At 68.3% G+C, this 15794-nt stretch carries 17 protein-coding genes; 3 read left to right on the top strand and 14 right to left on the bottom strand.

Annotated features, from left to right (window positions below; genetic code table 11):
• Nucleotides 1-18: 18 nt before the first annotated feature.
• The 7 genes from FHP29_RS05515 to FHP29_RS05485 form a co-directional block, all read right to left on the bottom strand.
• On the bottom strand, nucleotides 19-1098 hold the full coding sequence (locus FHP29_RS05515) for a glycosyltransferase (protein WP_139621847.1): 1080 nt from the start codon (nucleotides 1096-1098) through the stop codon (nucleotides 19-21).
• Nucleotides 1095-1889, bottom strand: coding sequence for a glycosyltransferase (locus FHP29_RS05510; protein ID WP_158296479.1), 795 nt, complete (start codon nucleotides 1887-1889; stop codon nucleotides 1095-1097). The genes FHP29_RS05515 and FHP29_RS05510 overlap by 4 nt, the downstream gene beginning before the upstream one ends.
• A 344-nt stretch (nucleotides 1890-2233) precedes the next feature.
• Nucleotides 2234-3319: a glycosyltransferase gene (locus FHP29_RS05505; protein WP_240044339.1), complete on the bottom strand. Its 1086-nt coding sequence runs from the start codon at nucleotides 3317-3319 to the stop codon at nucleotides 2234-2236.
• Nucleotides 3320-3375: 56 nt separating this feature from the next.
• Nucleotides 3376-4020 (bottom strand): acetyltransferase, encoded by a 645-nt coding sequence (locus FHP29_RS05500; RefSeq protein ID WP_139621844.1) that lies wholly within the window; start codon nucleotides 4018-4020, stop codon nucleotides 3376-3378.
• Entirely contained in the window at nucleotides 4017-4637 is a 621-nt protein-coding gene (locus FHP29_RS05495) for a sugar transferase (RefSeq protein ID WP_139621843.1), read from the bottom strand. The genes FHP29_RS05500 and FHP29_RS05495 overlap by 4 nt, the downstream gene beginning before the upstream one ends.
• A complete protein-coding gene (locus tag FHP29_RS05490; protein WP_205013903.1) occupies nucleotides 4634-5770 on the bottom strand; it encodes a DegT/DnrJ/EryC1/StrS family aminotransferase in 1137 nt (378 codons plus the stop codon). The genes FHP29_RS05495 and FHP29_RS05490 overlap by 4 nt, the downstream gene beginning before the upstream one ends.
• A gap of 71 nt (nucleotides 5771-5841) precedes the next feature.
• Complete coding sequence (locus FHP29_RS05485; RefSeq protein ID WP_205013896.1) at nucleotides 5842-7644, bottom strand: nucleoside-diphosphate sugar epimerase/dehydratase; 1803 nt, start codon at nucleotides 7642-7644, stop codon at nucleotides 5842-5844.
• A gap of 247 nt (nucleotides 7645-7891) precedes the next feature.
• Here FHP29_RS05485 and manA point away from each other — a divergent pair, with 247 nt between their 5' ends.
• A complete protein-coding gene (gene manA / locus FHP29_RS05480; RefSeq protein ID WP_158296477.1) occupies nucleotides 7892-9073 on the top strand; it encodes a mannose-6-phosphate isomerase, class I in 1182 nt (393 codons plus the stop codon).
• 4 nt (nucleotides 9074-9077) lie between these two features.
• Here manA and FHP29_RS05475 read toward each other — a convergent pair whose 3' ends face one another.
• From FHP29_RS05475 to FHP29_RS05465, 3 genes are all read right to left on the bottom strand, one after another.
• On the bottom strand, nucleotides 9078-9377 hold the full coding sequence (locus FHP29_RS05475; protein WP_139621841.1) for a DUF2516 family protein: 300 nt from the start codon (nucleotides 9375-9377) through the stop codon (nucleotides 9078-9080).
• 106 nt (nucleotides 9378-9483) lie between these two features.
• The gene (locus FHP29_RS21995) at nucleotides 9484-10107 is read right to left on the bottom strand and encodes a hypothetical protein (protein ID WP_192903972.1); all 624 of its coding nucleotides are present in this window, start codon (nucleotides 10105-10107) and stop codon (nucleotides 9484-9486) included.
• 8 nt (nucleotides 10108-10115) lie between these two features.
• The gene (locus tag FHP29_RS05465; RefSeq protein WP_139621840.1) at nucleotides 10116-10595 is read right to left on the bottom strand and encodes a helix-turn-helix domain-containing protein; all 480 of its coding nucleotides are present in this window, start codon (nucleotides 10593-10595) and stop codon (nucleotides 10116-10118) included.
• 129 nt (nucleotides 10596-10724) lie between these two features.
• On the opposite strand from FHP29_RS05465, the gene cysC reads away from it, so the two are divergent.
• A complete protein-coding gene (gene cysC, locus FHP29_RS05460) occupies nucleotides 10725-12602 on the top strand; it encodes an adenylyl-sulfate kinase (RefSeq protein WP_205013894.1) in 1878 nt (625 codons plus the stop codon).
• Nucleotides 12602-13603 (top strand): sulfite exporter TauE/SafE family protein, encoded by a 1002-nt coding sequence (locus FHP29_RS05455; RefSeq protein ID WP_139621839.1) that lies wholly within the window; start codon nucleotides 12602-12604, stop codon nucleotides 13601-13603. The genes cysC and FHP29_RS05455 overlap by 1 nt, the downstream gene beginning before the upstream one ends.
• Before the next feature lie 47 nt (nucleotides 13604-13650).
• Here FHP29_RS05455 and FHP29_RS21560 read toward each other — a convergent pair whose 3' ends face one another.
• The 4 genes from FHP29_RS21560 to FHP29_RS05445 form a co-directional block, all read right to left on the bottom strand.
• Entirely contained in the window at nucleotides 13651-13788 is a 138-nt protein-coding gene (locus FHP29_RS21560; RefSeq protein ID WP_158296476.1) for a hypothetical protein, read from the bottom strand.
• Nucleotides 13789-13876: 88 nt separating this feature from the next.
• A complete protein-coding gene (locus FHP29_RS23085; protein WP_275669417.1) occupies nucleotides 13877-14011 on the bottom strand; it encodes a hypothetical protein in 135 nt (44 codons plus the stop codon).
• 121 nt (nucleotides 14012-14132) lie between these two features.
• Nucleotides 14133-14909 (bottom strand): DUF4143 domain-containing protein, encoded by a 777-nt coding sequence (locus FHP29_RS05450; protein WP_139621838.1) that lies wholly within the window; start codon nucleotides 14907-14909, stop codon nucleotides 14133-14135.
• Nucleotides 14910-14939: 30 nt separating this feature from the next.
• Nucleotides 14940-15689, bottom strand: a complete 750-nt coding sequence (locus FHP29_RS05445; protein ID WP_139621837.1) for a response regulator — start codon at nucleotides 15687-15689, stop codon at nucleotides 14940-14942.
• Nucleotides 15690-15794: the final 105 nt, after the last annotated feature.

The following is a 15794-nucleotide window of genomic DNA, read 5'->3' as shown; positions in this document are numbered from 1 at the left end:
GCGAGACCGCTCTGCACGTCATCGTGCCGCCCAAATGTCCAGCCAAACTTCGACGCTCGCCTCGAGGGTGAAGGGCGACGAAACAACAGCCTCTGCAAGCCGTGCACGTTCCCCAACCGAAAGATGCGCCACGGCAACGACAGCCGCAGCCCATGTCGCTGCGGCGGCATCCGCCGGTACGAGCGTCACTCCTGGCAGCAATCCCCCGAGCCACCTAATACCAGGGAGGTCAGACGCCACAACCGGCAGGCCGGACGCCAAAGCCTCCAATACGACTCCGGGGAGCCCCTCGCGCACGGAAGGCAAAAGCAGTACGTTGGCCTGCTGCATTAGTGCCGGGACGTCGTCCCGCGGTCCGAGGATTCGCAATGCGTCTAGATTATTCTCGCCCAGGTCATCCATGGGACCGCCTCCGACGATCCAGAACTCGCAGGGCTCGAGCTCATTCGTTGCGGCCGCAATTCGTGGAATCGCGCCACGGTTCTTGGCTGGGTCATTGCGCCCCACGTGTAGCACCACCGGCCCCAATTTCGGCCCAGGAAAGTTGGGCCTGAACCGAGAGACGTCGACGCCATTCGGAATCACCTCGACGCGTCGACGCAAGACCTGCGGCACACCGAAACAAGCGAAGTCCGCCGCCGCCGGGCTCACCGCGAGAATTCGCGACGATACCGCCAAAAGCAGAGCCCGCATGGCTGCCCGGTAGAGGTGGCGCAGACGCGAGTGCCGGCCATCACCCTCCGAGTGCATGCGGGCGATGCGATGTCGGACGCCGGCAACCATGGCCAGGAGAAGAAGCAGACCGCTCGCAAGAGAGACGTGCGACACGACCGTGTCGGGTCGGATACGTCTGCAAATGATCCACACATCCCAGACCATTTGGATCCGAGGCCCACGAACGGCCAACACTTCCGCTCCGGCGTCGCGGAACCGCGGAGCGAGCAAGCCCTCGTAGCCCGCTAGACAGAGGTAGGTCTGCCGCACCTGATCGGACGGGATGGCGCGCACGAGGTCCAAAGCAACCGACTCGGCACCCCCTCGATCCAGCGACCCGATCAGGTGAAGCACCGTCACCGGTGTACGGCGCTCATTGGTCATCGGGTCGCAGCCACGGCCAGAGCATCGCCAGCGGACCAAGATTCGCGTGCTCGTGCGGACGCGGCGAGGGACGACTCGACATGCCTACGATTGCGCTGAGACGCTTGGTTCGCCGCTTCCTGGTCAGTCAAGTACCGACGGAGGGCATGACACAGCCTGTCGAGATCACCAACCTCGACAAGGTCTTCATCTTGCAATAGTTCGACGATTCCGCCCACGCGCGTTCCAACGGCCGGGAGGCCGACATACATCGCTTCCACGAGCGCCCGCGGACGCCCCTCGGTGGTCGACGGCATTGCAAATACCGCAGCTCTGGATACCATGTCGAACACCTCACGATGCCCGAGCCAGCCAGAGAATTCGACGATGTCAGACACCTCCAGTTCCTCGCTTAGTGCAACTAATCTCGGTTGACAGCGGCCGTCCCCAATTAGTCTCAGGGCGACGCCGGGCACGTCTAAGCGGAGGCGAGCTACGGCACGGATCAATTGGTCATGTCCCTTGTACATCTGCTCCTGGCTACCCACGGCGATGATCTCCAGGCGTGCCTCTTTGCCAGCCCAATCCGGAACGTCGTCAGGAATCACGACATCGCTAAACGCCCAGGTCGGCACATCTCGACCCGCGGGATAGCGGTCCTGGAGCACTTGATCCGTTACGTAGTGGACGGCAGAAGCTCGCCGCACCGAGAGCCGTGTCACGGTCACCGCTACATATCGGAGCCGACGCCCGAACGGCCCGAGCGTGCCTGCGCCGAGGACGTCGCCGACATCACCTACGACCTCGGCCACGATGGGTCGCCTAAGCAGAACCGCCCACATTACCGCAAGACTACCAATCGGTCCCGGGAGGCGCACCACCACGATGCGGGACGAAATCACAGCCCGAAGGATAGCGAAAAGGAGTTTGGGGAAGACCTTCACAATTTGTCGCCCACGGTACATCGGGAGCTCTACGACACTTCCTCGGACAGGAAATCCCGGAGCAATCGTGGAATCAACACGAGCCGCCCATCGCAGACCATCCGTGTTCCGCAGACCGCGCCGCCATGCGATGCGAGCCAGCTGCGAGTCTGCGGAGCCGGGTCGCCCGGACTCGAGCCGATGGAGGCGATCCTCCGAGAAAATGGTGACACTCACCGGACCCCGCCCAAAAGTACATCGGCGACCCGCGATGAGCAATCAGCCTGGTCGAAATGGATCTCGATGTGCCGCCGCGCCGCCGAGCCCATTGACGCCAGAGCAGTACCGTCCCGAGCCTCATACGCCATCTCAAGCGCAGCCACAAGCGCTCCGACGTCAGCTTTCGGAACAACCCAGCCACTGAGTCCCCGAACAACTGCCTCAGGCAGCGCGCCAGCGTCGCTCACGATGCTCGGACAGCCCATCGCGGACGCCTCCAGAGCCGCGCCGTGATTTTCACTGAGCGACGGCGATACCGATACGTCTGCGGACGAGTAGAACGGCCGGACATCTACTACGGACGAGAACCAGTGAATTCGCGGATGATCATCGACCCCCAACTTGGAGAAGAGGCGCCGTCGATAGTCTTCCCCTTCACTGTCAAATCCGCTGCCCACCAGAACTAGATGCGCGTCCGGCTTGTTGGCCGCGAATAACCGCCAAGCCTCTAGCAGCGTCTCGTGGCCCTTGATTCCCGTCCCAGGGTACACCGATGACTTGGGAGCATAGACGTATGCCACCATTATTGCGATAAAATCTCCGACCTCCGCGCCGAACAGGTCTTCTCGCTGGTCGGGACCTTTTTCGAACCATCGGATATCAGTGCCGTAAGGAATCGCTATCACTCGGGATGGCGGCATTCCCAGCTCGCGATACAGGACTGCCGTATGCTCAGAACCCGCGACCAACACATCATCAAGGCGGACCAGCAGCCTCTCGATAAAGCGGATGGGCGGCGACTCCAAGTAAAGCGGACCAGCGACCATGTGGACGCGCCGAGCCCGCATGAACAGTGTTGCGATGCGTACCGCAAGTGCCGAGGCAATGAGGTGGTAGAAAACAACATCCGGCGCCATCTGGCGTAGTTGACGCCGTAGCCTCCAGAGCCCAATTGGCAGTCCAATTGATGGGCGGAAGGAGAAATCGAATCGTGATTCGAGAACCTCCACACCTTCGTTATCGAGGAGTCTACGCAGGCGTCCATCGCCCGGGGGGATTACGAACGCGATCTCGTGCCCTCGAGAACGACACTCGAGCATCTGCGGGACTGCCCACCGACCACCCTCACAAGTCTTGAGGACGCACACAATCCGACTCATCGGGCGGGCACACCCTTGACGGTCACCCCAGCGGCCACATCCTTCACGACGCAGGCTGCGCCACCGACGGTGGCGTTCTTCCCGACTCGGATTCCGTTCAGCACGACCCCTGCTACGCCGATGAGAACCCCACTCTCGATGGCACAGTCTCCGGAGACAGAGGCAAGCGGGTTGATGCTCACGAAGTCATCGACCGTGCTGTCATGGCCTACTGTGCAGTTCAAATTCAGGTGAACGTGACTTCCCACCCGAACGTTAGTCGTAACGCGGACTCCGGCACAGATCACAGTTCCAGCCCCCACTTGAGTGCCGACACCTATTGTCGCCGTGGGATGAACCAAGGTAGCGGGCCGCAGGCCCGCCTGATTCAGTCGGGAAGCGACCAATTCCCGGACACGCGGGTTTCCAATTCCTACAACGTAATGACAGCCCGCGGGAAGACGGACATCTGCCGAGGTACCACCCAAGTATCGAACACCTCGACTAGCGAGCCGACCCATATTGATGTCATCAGGTGCATCATCCAGAACCCCTACAACTTCCCACGATTTGGTCCCAGAGGAACAATTTACGGCCTCGACAACATCGAGCACTTCCCGTCCGAATCCTCCCGCACCTACGACAACGATCTGATCTGTCATTGGCCTGCCTCCGATCCTGCGAACTCCGGCATCGTGCCGCCCTCGCTCGCGGTAACACCGTCCCGCCGAACTACATTAACCGCCGTCCGCAGAAGAATCGAGAAGTCCAACCGAAAGGTGCGACGATCGACATATTCAATATCTTTGGCAAACTTCTGTTCCCACGTCAGCGCATTCCGTCCAGAAACCTGTGCCAGACCAGTGACGCCGGGACGAACCTCGTGTCGGCGTCGCTGCTCGGGGGAGTAGCGGTCGAGGTAGCGGACCAACAGCGGACGCGGACCGACGAGACTCATGTCGCCCTTGACGACGTTCAACAAGGTCGGGAGCTCGTCGAGGCTGGTCGAGCGGAGGAACTGTCCGAACTGGGTGAGGCGCTGCTCGTCGGTGACCAGGCCCTGCGCAGGGTCGGGCTCGAGCATGGTTCGGAACTTCACCAGCTCGAAGACCTGCTCGTCTTTGCCCGGACGGGGCTGGCGGAAGAGGACGGGCGACCCCAGGTTCCAGCGCACCAGGAGGGCGACCACCACTTGGAGCGGGGCCGACGCGATCAGGAGGGCAGTCGAGACCACCAGGTCGATGGCGCGCTTCAGCGGGTCGTAGGTACGGCCGGTCATCGGGCGATCACCGAGCCGATGGTTTCGGCGACGCGGGCGAACTGCTCGTCCGTCATGCCGGATCCGGCCGGAAGCGTCAGGCCGTGGTCAAAGATGCGCTCCGAGGCGCCGTCCAAAGTGCCGTCGATTCCGGCGGACACGGGCTGGAGGTGCATCGGCTTCCAAATGGGACGCGACTCGATGTGCGCGGTCGTGAGCGCCTCCCCTAGCTCGGCCGCCGACCAGGCCGACCGCTGCGGATCGACCACGATGGCGGTCAGCCAGCAGTTGTCTGCCGTGTCGTCGTCTCCTCCGAGGATCCGCACGCCAGGCGCGTCGGCGAACAGGGCACGGTAGCGCTCGCGCCACTCGCGCCGGCGCTTGATCATGTTGTCCAGCCGGGTCAGCTGCGCCCGGCCCAGCGCCGCGAGCAGGTTCGAGAGGCGGTAGTTGTAGCCGACCTCGAGGTGCTCATAGTGGGCGACGGGCTCCCGCGCCTGAGTGGAGAGCTTCCGGACGTGGTTGGCCAGGCGCCGGTCGTTCGTCAGCAGCGTGCCGCCGCCAGACGTCGTCATGATCTTGTTGCCGTTGAACGAGATCACAGAGGCGTCCCCGAAGGATCCTGCCGGCCGCCCAGCCCAGGTCGCACCTAAGGACTCGGCAGCGTCGGCCAAGAGCCGCGAACCGGCACGAGCAGCGATCTCGCTGATAGCGGTGTAGTCGACGGCCTTGCCCAGCAGATCGACAGGGATGATCACCGGCACCCGCCGGCCGGCGGATCGCAGCGTGTCAACCGCCTGTTGGAGCAGGGCCGGACTCATGTTGCCGGACTCTTCCTCTGAGTCGACGAAGTGCGGTTCCGCGCCGACGTAGCGGATCGCGTTCACGGTGGCGGCGAACGTCAGCGTCGAGACGGGGACGACGTCCCCGGGCCCGACGCCCCAAGAGACGAGCGCGAGATGCAGCGCCGCCGTCCCGGACGCGAGTCCCACGGCGTGCTCGACGCCGACGCGCTCGGCGACCTCCTGCTCGAACGCAGTCAGGTCGGGCCCTGCGGGGGCGATCCAACCTGACTGCATTGCACGCAGCACGTACTCCTGCTCGAGAGCACCGACGTCCGGCGGCGACAGCAGGATCGGGGAAAGGGCGGACACGAGACCTCGATCGTTACTGGATAACTTGGTGATTCTAGGCGCGGCAGGCTGAGCTGCCCGAACCGCAGCGGTCAGGCTGCGCCCGCAGCGCTCTGCGTCTTGTCGCCCTCGGTGGGAACGACAGAACACAGCTGACGAAGAAGGCCGACGGCCAGGTCGACGCGGACAATCTCGAGTTGCAGCAGCACGTCACGCGCCGAGACCTCGGCCACCCGAACGTGTGAGATCAGCGGGTGCACCGGTCGCTGGTCGGCTTCGCCACCGGAGCGCAGGATCTCGTCCATCTTCTCGCCGTCGCGCAGACCGGTGTAGACGATCTCGATCTTGCGACCGGACTGCCGGATGAGCTCGCGGGCGACGTCGTCGATCCGGACCGGCTCGCCCATGTCGAGGATGAGGACCTCGCCATCGGTGCCGATCGCGCCGGCTTGGAGGACGAGCTGGACGGCCTCGGCGACAGTCATGAAGTAGCGGGTGACGTCGGGGTGGGTCACCGTGACGGGGCCGCCCTGGGCGATCTGCGCCGCGAAGGTGGTGAGCACCGAGCCCCGGCTGCCCAGGACGTTGCCGAACCGCACGCTGATGTAGGAGCCCTCGGCACGCGCGGCGTAGTCGGCGGTCAGCCGCTCGGCGACCCGCTTGGAGTAGCCGAGGACGCTGGTCGGTTCGGCGGCCTTGTCGGTGGAGATGTTGACGAAGCGCTCGACATCAACGCGGCGGGCGGCCTCGAGCACGTTGGCCGTGCCGATGACATTGGTCTTGACGGCCTCGAGCGGATACTGCTCGAGCATCGGGAGGTGCTTCAGCGCGGCCGCGTGGAAGACGACCTCGGGGCGACGCTCCTCGAAGATCCGGTTCAGTGCATCGGCATCCCGGATGTCGCACAGGATGACGTCCGGCGAGTCCAGCAGGGCCCGGCCGTGGATCGACAGCTGGACGCCGTGCAGGCCGGACTCGTCGCGGTCCAGCATCATCAGCTCGGCGGGGTGCCACTTGGCGATCTGGCGGGCGAGCTCGGAGCCGATGGATCCGCCTGCGCCGGTCACGAGGACCCGCTTGCCGTTGAGGAAGTGGGCGATCGACGAGATGTCCGTCTCGATGGCGCTGCGGCCCAGGAGGTCGGCGATGTTGATGTCGCGGACGTCGCGGATGCTGACCCGTCCTCCGAAGAGCTCGCTGACGCTTGGCAGCACCTTGACCTCGACCCCGGCGCTCGTGCACCGCGCCGACACCTCTCTGATGAGGTCGCTGTGAGCCGAGGGGATCGCGATGACGACGCACTGGGCGTCGGTCTTCTCGATGACCCGCTCCAGGTCGGCGATCGTGCCGTGTACGGCGACGCCGTGCAGCCGGAGGTGACGGCGCCACGGGTCGTCGTCGACGAACGCGACCGGCAGGTACGGCGAACCCGGGGACAGCATCGAGCGGATCAGCTGCGGCCCCGCCTCCCCCGCACCGACCACGACCGTCCGGGCAGGCCGCACCGTGAGGTCGATGCCCGACCGCACGGCTGCGGCACGCCACATCGCCCGCGCGACGATCATGATCACGACCGCGATGAGGGGGGCGCCGAAGGTCACCGAACGGGCGATCGGCTGGGGGTCGATGAGGACGTTCGCCAGCGAGGCGAGCGCGCTGGTGATCAACGCGACCGCGCCCAGCAGGAGCGTCTCGTCCGTACCGCCGACGATGGCTCGGCCCCGATAGAGCTTGAGGGCCCAGCAGAGCCCGAGGTGGATGAGCACGATCATCCCCGCGATGCCCGCGGCCGCACCGGTCGGCAGCGCGACGCTGTCCAGATCCGAGTAGCGCACGAGGACGAGCGCCAGGGTCGCGGCGGCGATGGCGCAGACGTCGACGCCCACCAGCACCATGACCCGGCGACTGCGTAGCCCCGTCAGCCGCCGTCCCAAGACTCCGAACATGCTTTCCCAACCCCACCAGTCCCGCTGTCGCGCTCACTCAGCGCGCAGCCCTGAAGACGGTATAACTTATGGCGAGCCCTTTCCGCGAAACCAGGAAACTGGCCCCACGCTCGGTGTCCTCGAAAATGAGGACCAAGGGCCCGGATCCGCCCGGTAGGGTCGAATCGGCCAGGCTCCGACCCAGGGATGTGACATCTTGCACGCGCTTGAGTGCGCCACCCAGTCCTACGACTGGGGCTCCGCCGAAGCCATCCCCGGCTTCATGCGACGCGACGCCGACGGCCGGCGCGTCGCGGAGGTCTGGGTGGGCACCCACCCCCTCGGCGCCGCGCACGTCGTCGACGCCGCGGGCGGGAGGCGGCCGCTGGCCGAGGTGGCGGGCGAGCTCGGCTTCATGCTCAAGGTGCTCGCCGCCGACCGGCCGCTGTCGATCCAGGTGCACCCGGACGCCGTCCGCGCCGCCTCCGGCTTCGCTGCCGAGGAGGCGGCCGGCATCGCGATCAACGCCCCGGAGCGGGTCTTCAAGGACCCCTACCCGAAGCCGGAGATGGTCTACGCCCTCACCACCTTCGACACCCTGGTCGGCCTGCGCCGCACGTCGGAGATCATGCGGGTCCTGCACGCCGTGGAGCACCCGCTGGCCGACGACCTGATGACCGAGCTCGGCGACAACACCGGGTTCGTCGGGATCGTGCGGCTCATCGAGGGCCTCCTCGCCTCGCCTCCCGGGCCGGACGTCGTGGCCGAGGTCGCCCTCGCCTGCCAGAAGGCGCTCGACGACGGCCGCGACGTCAAGCGCGCCTTCGAGACCGCGGTCGAGCTCGCCGACACCAACCCCGGCGACGTCGGGGTGATCATCTCGCTGCTGCTCAACCGGCTCACGCTGCAGGCCGGCGAGGCCGCGTACCTCGCGACGGGGATCATCCACGCCCACCTGCGCGGGCTGTGCCTGGAGGTGATGGTGTCCTCCGACAACGTGCTGCGCGCCGGGCTCACCTCGAAGCACGTCGACCCCCACGGCCTGGTCCGCTGCCTGGAGGAGGGCACCTCCCGCGCGGCGCGCGTGGAGCCCATCGTGTTCAACTACTCGACCGACGTGTTCAGCCCGTGCGGCGACTTCGCGCTCTCGGTCACCCAGAGCTCGCCGGCCGACCCCGCCGGCGTCGTGCTCCCGGCGTCCGGTCCGCGGCTGCTCATCTGCACCGGCGGCGCGGTCGCCCTGGCCAACCGCCGCGACGAGGTGCTCCGCCTGGGCCGCGGCGATGTCGCGTACGCCGACGACAGCGACGGCGAGCTGCGCGTCGGCGGCACGGGCGAGGTGGCCCAGGCCTTCGTCCCGACCACGGACTCCCGCGGCCAGCTGTTCGACCTGATCTGATCCGTCAGCGGCGCCGCAGCCCGGCGAGCGCGGGACGCACGTCGGCGAGGTAGACGAGCGCCGCGACCGTCATCGCGAGGTTGATGATCGACAGGTTGATCGGGACGACCTGCAACAGCACGCCCACACCGAGGATCGCGGTCCAGGTGGCCTTGTTGAGCTTGTCCGCGGCGACGTACGACTCGCCGGAGTAGAGCAGCGAGCTGACGAACGCGAAGATCTTGATCACGAGCAGGGCGAACGCGATGCCGACGTTGATCCACAGCTCGACGTCACTGATCGCACCCACGAAGCCACCGCTCATGGCTCGATCGTAGTTGCCTCCCCACAGGCGCCGGGCGTCGAGACGGCCCCGGACGCAGCTCGGCCCCGGGGCGATGCCCCGGGGCCGAGTGGCGAAGCGGTCGGCGTCAGCTGGCGGGCGTGGCCTTCTTGGCGGCCGGCGCCTTCTTCGCGGCGGGCGCCTTCTTGGCCGGAGCCTTCTTGGCGGCCGGAGCCTTCTTCGCGGCGGGGGCCTTGGCCGCCGGAGCCTTCTTGGCGGGAGCCTTCGGGGCCTCGCCGGTGCGCAGCTTCACGACGACGCCCTCGCCGCGCTTGGCGAGGTCGGCGTACAGCGCGGTGGCGGTGGCGACGTTCTCGTCGTACGCGCCCTTGACGGTGCTCTGCACCTTGGCCGGGAGGGCCTTGGCCTCGGCCTGGAGGCCGGCGAAGCGGGCCTCGGCCTGGGTGCGGCGCTCGGCGAGGGTGGCGACGGCCTTGCCCTGCAGGCTCTTCGGCTCGGGGAGCTCGAAGCTCTTGATGGCGCTCTGCACGTCGGCGACGCGGGCGGTGACGTCCTTCTGGACGTCGGCGACATAGGCGATGGCCTTGGCCTGGACGTCGGCCACGTAGGTCTTGACCTTCTCGACGGCGAGGTCCGTGGCGCCGACGTACGCGTAGATCGGCTTCGCGGCGGCCGGGGGGATGTCGGGGAGGTCGACCGACTTGAGGTCGATGGTCGGGATCTCGATCTTGGGGAGCTCGAGCTTCGGCATTGCTGGTTTCACCCTTCGTTGGCGACGGCGTCAGAGTCCGTCTCGGTGTTGGTTGGCGCGTCTTCCCGCACCTCTGCGACCGGGTCGGCCTCCGCGGAGGAGCCCGTGGAGGAGTCCTCGTCGGCCGAGTCGGCGGCGTTGAGTGCGAGGAACGATGCGTAGACATCGAGGAGCGACTGCTTCTGTCGCTCGGTGAGGCCGGTGTCGCTCACGATCGCGAGCTCCACCGATCCCCCCACGCCGTCATCAGGGCTGAGGATCCCGGCCCTGATGTAGAGCTGCTCGGCGGAGATCCGCAGGGCCTTGGCGATCTGTTGCAACACCTCGGCCGACGGCTTGCGGAGCCCACGCTCGATCTGGCTGAGGTACGGGTTGGAGACGCCCGCCTGGTCGGCGAGCTGTCGCAAGGAGAGACGGGCGGACACCCGCTGCTCCTTGAGATAGTCGCCGAGCGACCCGACGGTCTTCCCCACCTTGCCCTTGGCCATGGTTCCCATGGTGCTAGCAATAGTTAGCAGATTGCAAGCAGCGGGAGCGTGAACTCCTTCACAGGCACTCGGTCTCGCCGTTCACTGTTGAAAGCGGATCAACTCACTCGACTCTGTACGATCGCCGATGTGCCTGTCCCGCCCCTGTCCCAGCACTGCCCCACGCAGCGCGAGCTCGACGACCTCGAGCTGCTGACGTCCGGAGCGGCCGAGCCCATCCGCGGGTTCAACGAGCCGGGCAGCCCGCTCACCCTCTCCCTGCCGGAGAACCTGCGCTCCCAGCTCGACGCGGGCGACGAGGTCGAGCTCGTCGACCCCGAGGGACTCCCCCTCGCGCGCGTCTCCAGCACCCTGCGGGGACTGGCCGTCACGCCACTGACCCACGCCCAGTTCGGCCCCTTCCGCCGCCTCCACCTCCCTCCCGCGGCGGTCCGGGAGCAGTACGCCGGGCGCACCTTCGTGCCCGTCACCGACCTGATGACCGACGTCCAGGTCGAGCAGCTGCGCCGGCTGGGCCCGGTCGTGCTGGTCGCGCTGGTCGGCGCCGGCACCCCGGCCATCAGCCCCGTGGGGCTGCTTCGCGCGACCCTGCGCGTCGCCGAGACGCTCGACGCCGGCGTCGTCGCGGTGCCGCTGGCCGACCACGACTCGCTGGCCGACCCCGCGCTGCGCATCTCCGTGCTCACGTCGTACGCCGACACCGACCCGGTCGTCGAGCTCGCCTACGGCGGCCACCTGCTGCCGGAGCTGGCCGACATCGCCGAGGAGGAGCGCCCGCGCCCCGACGAGCAGGGACTGGTGCTGTTCTTCACGGGCCTGTCCGGCAGCGGGAAGTCCACCCTCGCCCGGGCCCTGATGGACCGCCTGCTCGAGCACGGCGGCCGCAGCCTCACCAGCCTCGACGGCGACGTCGTCCGGCGCAACCTCTCCGCGGGCCTGACCTTCTCCAAGGAGGACCGCGAGACCAACATCCGCCGGATCGGGTGGGTCGCCGCGGAGATCGCGCGCCACGGCGGGCTCGCCGTCTGCAGCCCGATCGCCCCGTTCGACCGGACGCGCCAGCAGGTGCGGGCGATGGTCGAGGAGGCCGGCGGCGCGTTCTTCCTCGTGCACGTGGCGACCCCGCTGGAGGAGTGCGAGCGGCGCGACCGCAAGGGCCTCTACGCCAAGGCCCGCCGAGGCGAGATCCCCGAGTTCACCGGCATCTCGTCGCCCTACGAGGAGCCGCTCGACGCCGACGTGCGCGTCGACACCACCGGACGCTCGATCGAGGACGCCCTCGAGGACGTCGTCGACGCCCTGCGCGATGCCGGGTACGTCGACCTCACCAAGGCCCCGGTGGTTTCGAGGCTCGTCGCTAGCGCTCCTCGCACCTCAACCACCGGGGAGCGCACCTCAACCACCGGGGAGCGCTCCTCGACCCCCGGGAGTCACCCGCTCCGGGTCCTCTTCGTCTGCACCGCCAACATCTGCCGCTCGCCCTACATGGAGCTCCGCTCGCGAGTGCTGGCCGGCGAGGGCGGCGGGATCGAGTTCGCGAGCGCCGGCACCCACGGCTTCAACGCCCACCCGGTGGACCGCACGATGGCCGAGGTGCTCGCGGCGCGGGGCGTGCGCAGCGACCTGATCAGCGCCTTCGCGAGCCGACCGCTGTCCGGCGACCTGATCGAGGCCGCCGACCTGGTGCTCACCGCCGAGGCGTCGCACCGCCAGTTCGTGCTGGAGGAGGCGCCGAGCGCGTTCCGCAAGGCGTTCACGCTCGGGCAGTTCGCCGAGTCGGTCGAGCGGGCCGATCCCGGACTGCACGGCGCCGAGCTGGTGACGGCCGTGGGCCACCGCCGGGCGGGCACGGCCGACCACCACGACATCCGCGACCCCTACCGGCGCGGCCGAGCGGCGGCCGAGGTGTCCGCCGACCAGATCGACGCCCTCCTCCAGGCCGTCCTGCGCCGCCTGGCGCCGGCGGCACGAACGACCCCCGCGACCCCAGAGACAGGCGAGCAGTAGTGGACGACCTCCTGACCCTGACCGCGCTGTCCATCGCGGCCGCGGGCTTCCTCGTCGGCATCGTGGTCGGCCTGACCGGCATGGGCGGCGGCGCGCTGATGACGCCCGCCCTGATCTTCCTGGGCGTCGGCCACACCGCCTCCATCGTGACCGCGGACCTCACCGCCGCGGCCATCTACAAGACCGGTGGCGCGCTGACCCACGCCAAGGAGGGCTCGCCCAACCTGCGGCTCGCGGGCTGGCTGATCCTCGGGTCGGTGCCGATGGCGTTCGCGGGCCCGTGGCTGGTGAAGTCGATCACCGACGACCCGACCGAGCTGGAGAACACGCTCAAGCTCTGCATCGGCATCGCCCTCCTCTTCGCCGCCTCGACCTACGCCCTGCGGCTCTACATCAACCTGCGGCGGGTACGCCGCGGCGGCGCGCTCCCCGACGACGACCCGCGCATCCGGCCGCTGCCGACGCTGCTCGTCGGCATGCTCGGCGGTCTGCTCGTCGGCGTCACCAGCGTCGGCTCCGGCTCGGTCATCATGATCGCGCTGCTGATGCTCTACCCGGGGCTCTCCGCCGTCCGCCTCGTCGGCACCGACCTGGTCCAGGCGGTCCCACTCGTGCTCAGCGCCGCGGTGGCCAACATCGCCATCCACGGCCTGGAGTGGGATCTGCTGATCCCGCTGGTCATCGGCTCGGTGCCCGGCACCCTGCTGGGGGCCCGTCTCGCGCCGCGGGTGCCGCAGTCCTTCATCCGCCGCGGGATCGTGATCGTGCTGACGATGTCGGGCGTGGCGCTGCTCTTCAAGGCCGGCCTGCATCCGTTCGGCGAGGGCCACGAGACGCTGGAGGCGGTGCTCGTCGCAGCGATCGGCGTCGCCATGCTGGCCCTGGTGCCCATGGTCTGGGGCCTGTTGCGCAAGCAGAACGGGCTGCCGATGTTCGGCGCCCCGACGGTCGCCGAGATCGAGTCGTTCGGCAGTCCGGAGCGCAAGCGCACCCGCACCTGATCGGTGGTTGAGGTGCGAGGCGCCCCAGCGCCGAGCGTCGAAACCCGTCAGCCGACCCGGTCGAGCCGCCGCCGCTCCTCGACGCGGAAGGGCCTCTCGTGTGCCGAAGCGCGGGCCAGCCCGAACGTGAACACCGCGGCAGCGGCGACCCACACCCCGGCGGCGACTCCGATCAGCATCTCCATGGCAGCCCCTTAGAACTGCCTTCACGGTACCCGCGCGCGCCGACCGAAACCGTCCGCTGAACGGTCGGCGTCGCCTAGTCCGTTCGAGTCACCCGACCAGGTCGAGCTCGCTCTCCGCCTCGACCTCGAACGGCGCACTCCGGGCCAACGCCCTCGCGACCCCGAACGTGAACACAGCAGCAACGGCGATCCACGCCGCGACAAGACCCACGACAATATTCATGAGCAACCCCCCAGTTGTCCCACGGAGTACGGTAGCGCTCCGCGCCGCCACCCGCAGGACAAGTCCACGTCCTCGATTGAGAGGACAGCGCGTCGCCGGCGACCGTGCGGTCGTCCGACGATCACGGGTCCCACAGGGTCGCGATCGGGAGGCTCCACATCCGCGGGCCGTGCACGTGGCCGCGCCCCGCGGTGTTGAGCACGACGCCGCCGCGGAACCTGCCGCCGGCACGCCCCTCGAGGGCCCGCAGGGCGGCGAACTGATGGGGCCGCAGGCTGGCCGCGGTGCGGACCTCGATCCCGAAGAGGCTGTCGTCCGGCAGCTCGATCACGAGATCGACCTCGAGTCCGTTGCGCTCACGCAGGTGGCCCACCCGGTGCTCCGCCGCGCTGGTCGTCTGCTGGCGCAGCAGCTCGGCGGCCACCATGCCGCGCAGCAGCGGGGCCAGCCGGCTGCGGCCGGACAGCTCGACCAGCGCGTCGACCCGGTCACCGGCGAGATGCCGGGCGACCGCCGGGTCGGTGAACACCGCCTGCGGGCGGCCGATCGCGCGCTTGGCGACCGTGGCCCGGCTCCCCGGCACGAGCGCCAGGACGCCGAGGCGCACCAGCAGGTCGACGTACGGCGTCAGCGTGGTGACGGGCAGCCCCGCGGCCGCGGCGATCCGGGCCTTGTTGAGCTCGGCCGCCGGCGGGTCCGCGAGTGCCCTCAGGACCGCCCGCATCCGGGTCGGGTCGATGCGGCGCAGCCCGCGAGCCCGTCGTACGACGTCCTCGAGGTCCTCCGCGACGCCGGGCCGCTCCATCCGGGCGACGTAGTCCGGCACGGCCCACGCGGTGCGGACGTCCCCCGGCACGAGCGCGCGGGAGCCCATCCGGGCGACGAGGTCAGCGGCCACAGACCGGAGCGTAGGCGGTGACCGCCCGGCTCACGCTCCCGCGCGCGCCCGGCGGGGCGGGGAGTGCTCGGACGCTGCCTGGAAGGCCCGCGGAGTCCCCGGCGCGCCGGGCTCCGGACGACCGGCGTCGGCGAGGCGGGCGCCGAGCAGTGCGACCTGCGTGCGGTGCCGCAGTCCGAGCCGCGCCAGGAGGCCGGTGACGTGGTTCTTGACCGTCTTCTCCGCGAGGTGGAGTCGCTCGCCGATCTCACGGTTGGTCAGTCCCTCGGAGATCAGCAGGAAGATCTTGCGCTGCTGCGCTGTCAGGTCGGCGAGCACGTCGAGAGCGGCACGCTGGGCCTCGATCCGCTGCAGGATGCTGTCGACGACCGCGGGGTCGATGAGGGAGTGACCGGCCGCGATCAGCCTGATGCCGTTGAGCAGCGCACTCCCCTCGATCCGCCTCAGGACATAGCCGGCGACGCCCGCGTGGATGGCGGCGGCGATCACGTCGGGGTCGTTGTCGCTGGCCAGGACCAGCCCCCGGATCGACGGATCGTCGCGGCGCATGTCGCCGCACAGGTCGATCCCGCCTCCGTCCGGCAGCTGAGCGTCGATCAGGACCACGTCGGGGCGCAGTGCACGGATCTCCCCCAGCGCAACCTTGGCGCTGCCCGTCTGTCCCACCACCTCGATGTCCGGCTCGTCCTCGACCAACCGGATCACGCCGTGGCGGAAGAGCTCGAGACCGTCGACGAGGTAGAGGCGGATGCGACCCGGGACGTCCTCAGTCGACGGCATGGAGGTCTTCGGAGAGGCATTGGTTGTCGCGACAGTCGCGATGATGCCCCTCGCCCGTCGGCTCGGACAGCGGAGCAACGGTGAACGTCACCGGCCATCCGGGCT

This window comes from Nocardioides albidus, from assembly GCF_006335005.1.
Taxonomy (GTDB): Bacteria; Actinomycetota; Actinomycetes; order Propionibacteriales; family Nocardioidaceae; genus Nocardioides; species Nocardioides albidus.
Note: the sequence above shows the minus strand (reverse complement) of the source record. Positions and strands in the feature narration are given on the sequence as shown.

What these genes read in the sequence shown, in the direction of transcription:
- FHP29_RS05515 (WP_139621847.1), bottom strand. Translation starts at nt 1,098, where the DNA reads ATGACCAATGAGCGCCGTACACCGGTGACGGTGCTTCACCTGATCGGG.
- FHP29_RS05505 (WP_240044339.1), bottom strand. Translation starts at nt 3,319, where the DNA reads ATGCTCGAGTGTCGTTCTCGAGGGCACGAGATCGCGTTCGTAATCCCC.
- FHP29_RS05500 (WP_139621844.1), bottom strand. Translation starts at nt 4,020, where the DNA reads ATGACAGATCAGATCGTTGTCGTAGGTGCGGGAGGATTCGGACGGGAA.
- FHP29_RS05495 (WP_139621843.1), bottom strand. Translation starts at nt 4,637, where the DNA reads ATGACCGGCCGTACCTACGACCCGCTGAAGCGCGCCATCGACCTGGTG.
- FHP29_RS05485 (WP_205013896.1), bottom strand. Translation starts at nt 7,644, where the DNA reads ATGGTGCTGGTGGGCGTCGACGTCTGCGCCATCGCCGCCGCGACCCTG.
- FHP29_RS05475 (WP_139621841.1), bottom strand. Translation starts at nt 9,377, where the DNA reads ATGAGCGGTGGCTTCGTGGGTGCGATCAGTGACGTCGAGCTGTGGATC.
- FHP29_RS21995 (WP_192903972.1), bottom strand. Translation starts at nt 10,107, where the DNA reads ATGCCGAAGCTCGAGCTCCCCAAGATCGAGATCCCGACCATCGACCTC.
- FHP29_RS05465 (WP_139621840.1), bottom strand. Translation starts at nt 10,595, where the DNA reads ATGGCCAAGGGCAAGGTGGGGAAGACCGTCGGGTCGCTCGGCGACTAT.
- FHP29_RS21560 (WP_158296476.1), bottom strand. Translation starts at nt 13,788, where the DNA reads ATGGAGATGCTGATCGGAGTCGCCGCCGGGGTGTGGGTCGCCGCTGCC.
- FHP29_RS23085 (WP_275669417.1), bottom strand. Translation starts at nt 14,011, where the DNA reads ATGAATATTGTCGTGGGTCTTGTCGCGGCGTGGATCGCCGTTGCTGCT.
- FHP29_RS05445 (WP_139621837.1), bottom strand. Translation starts at nt 15,689, where the DNA reads ATGCCGTCGACTGAGGACGTCCCGGGTCGCATCCGCCTCTACCTCGTC.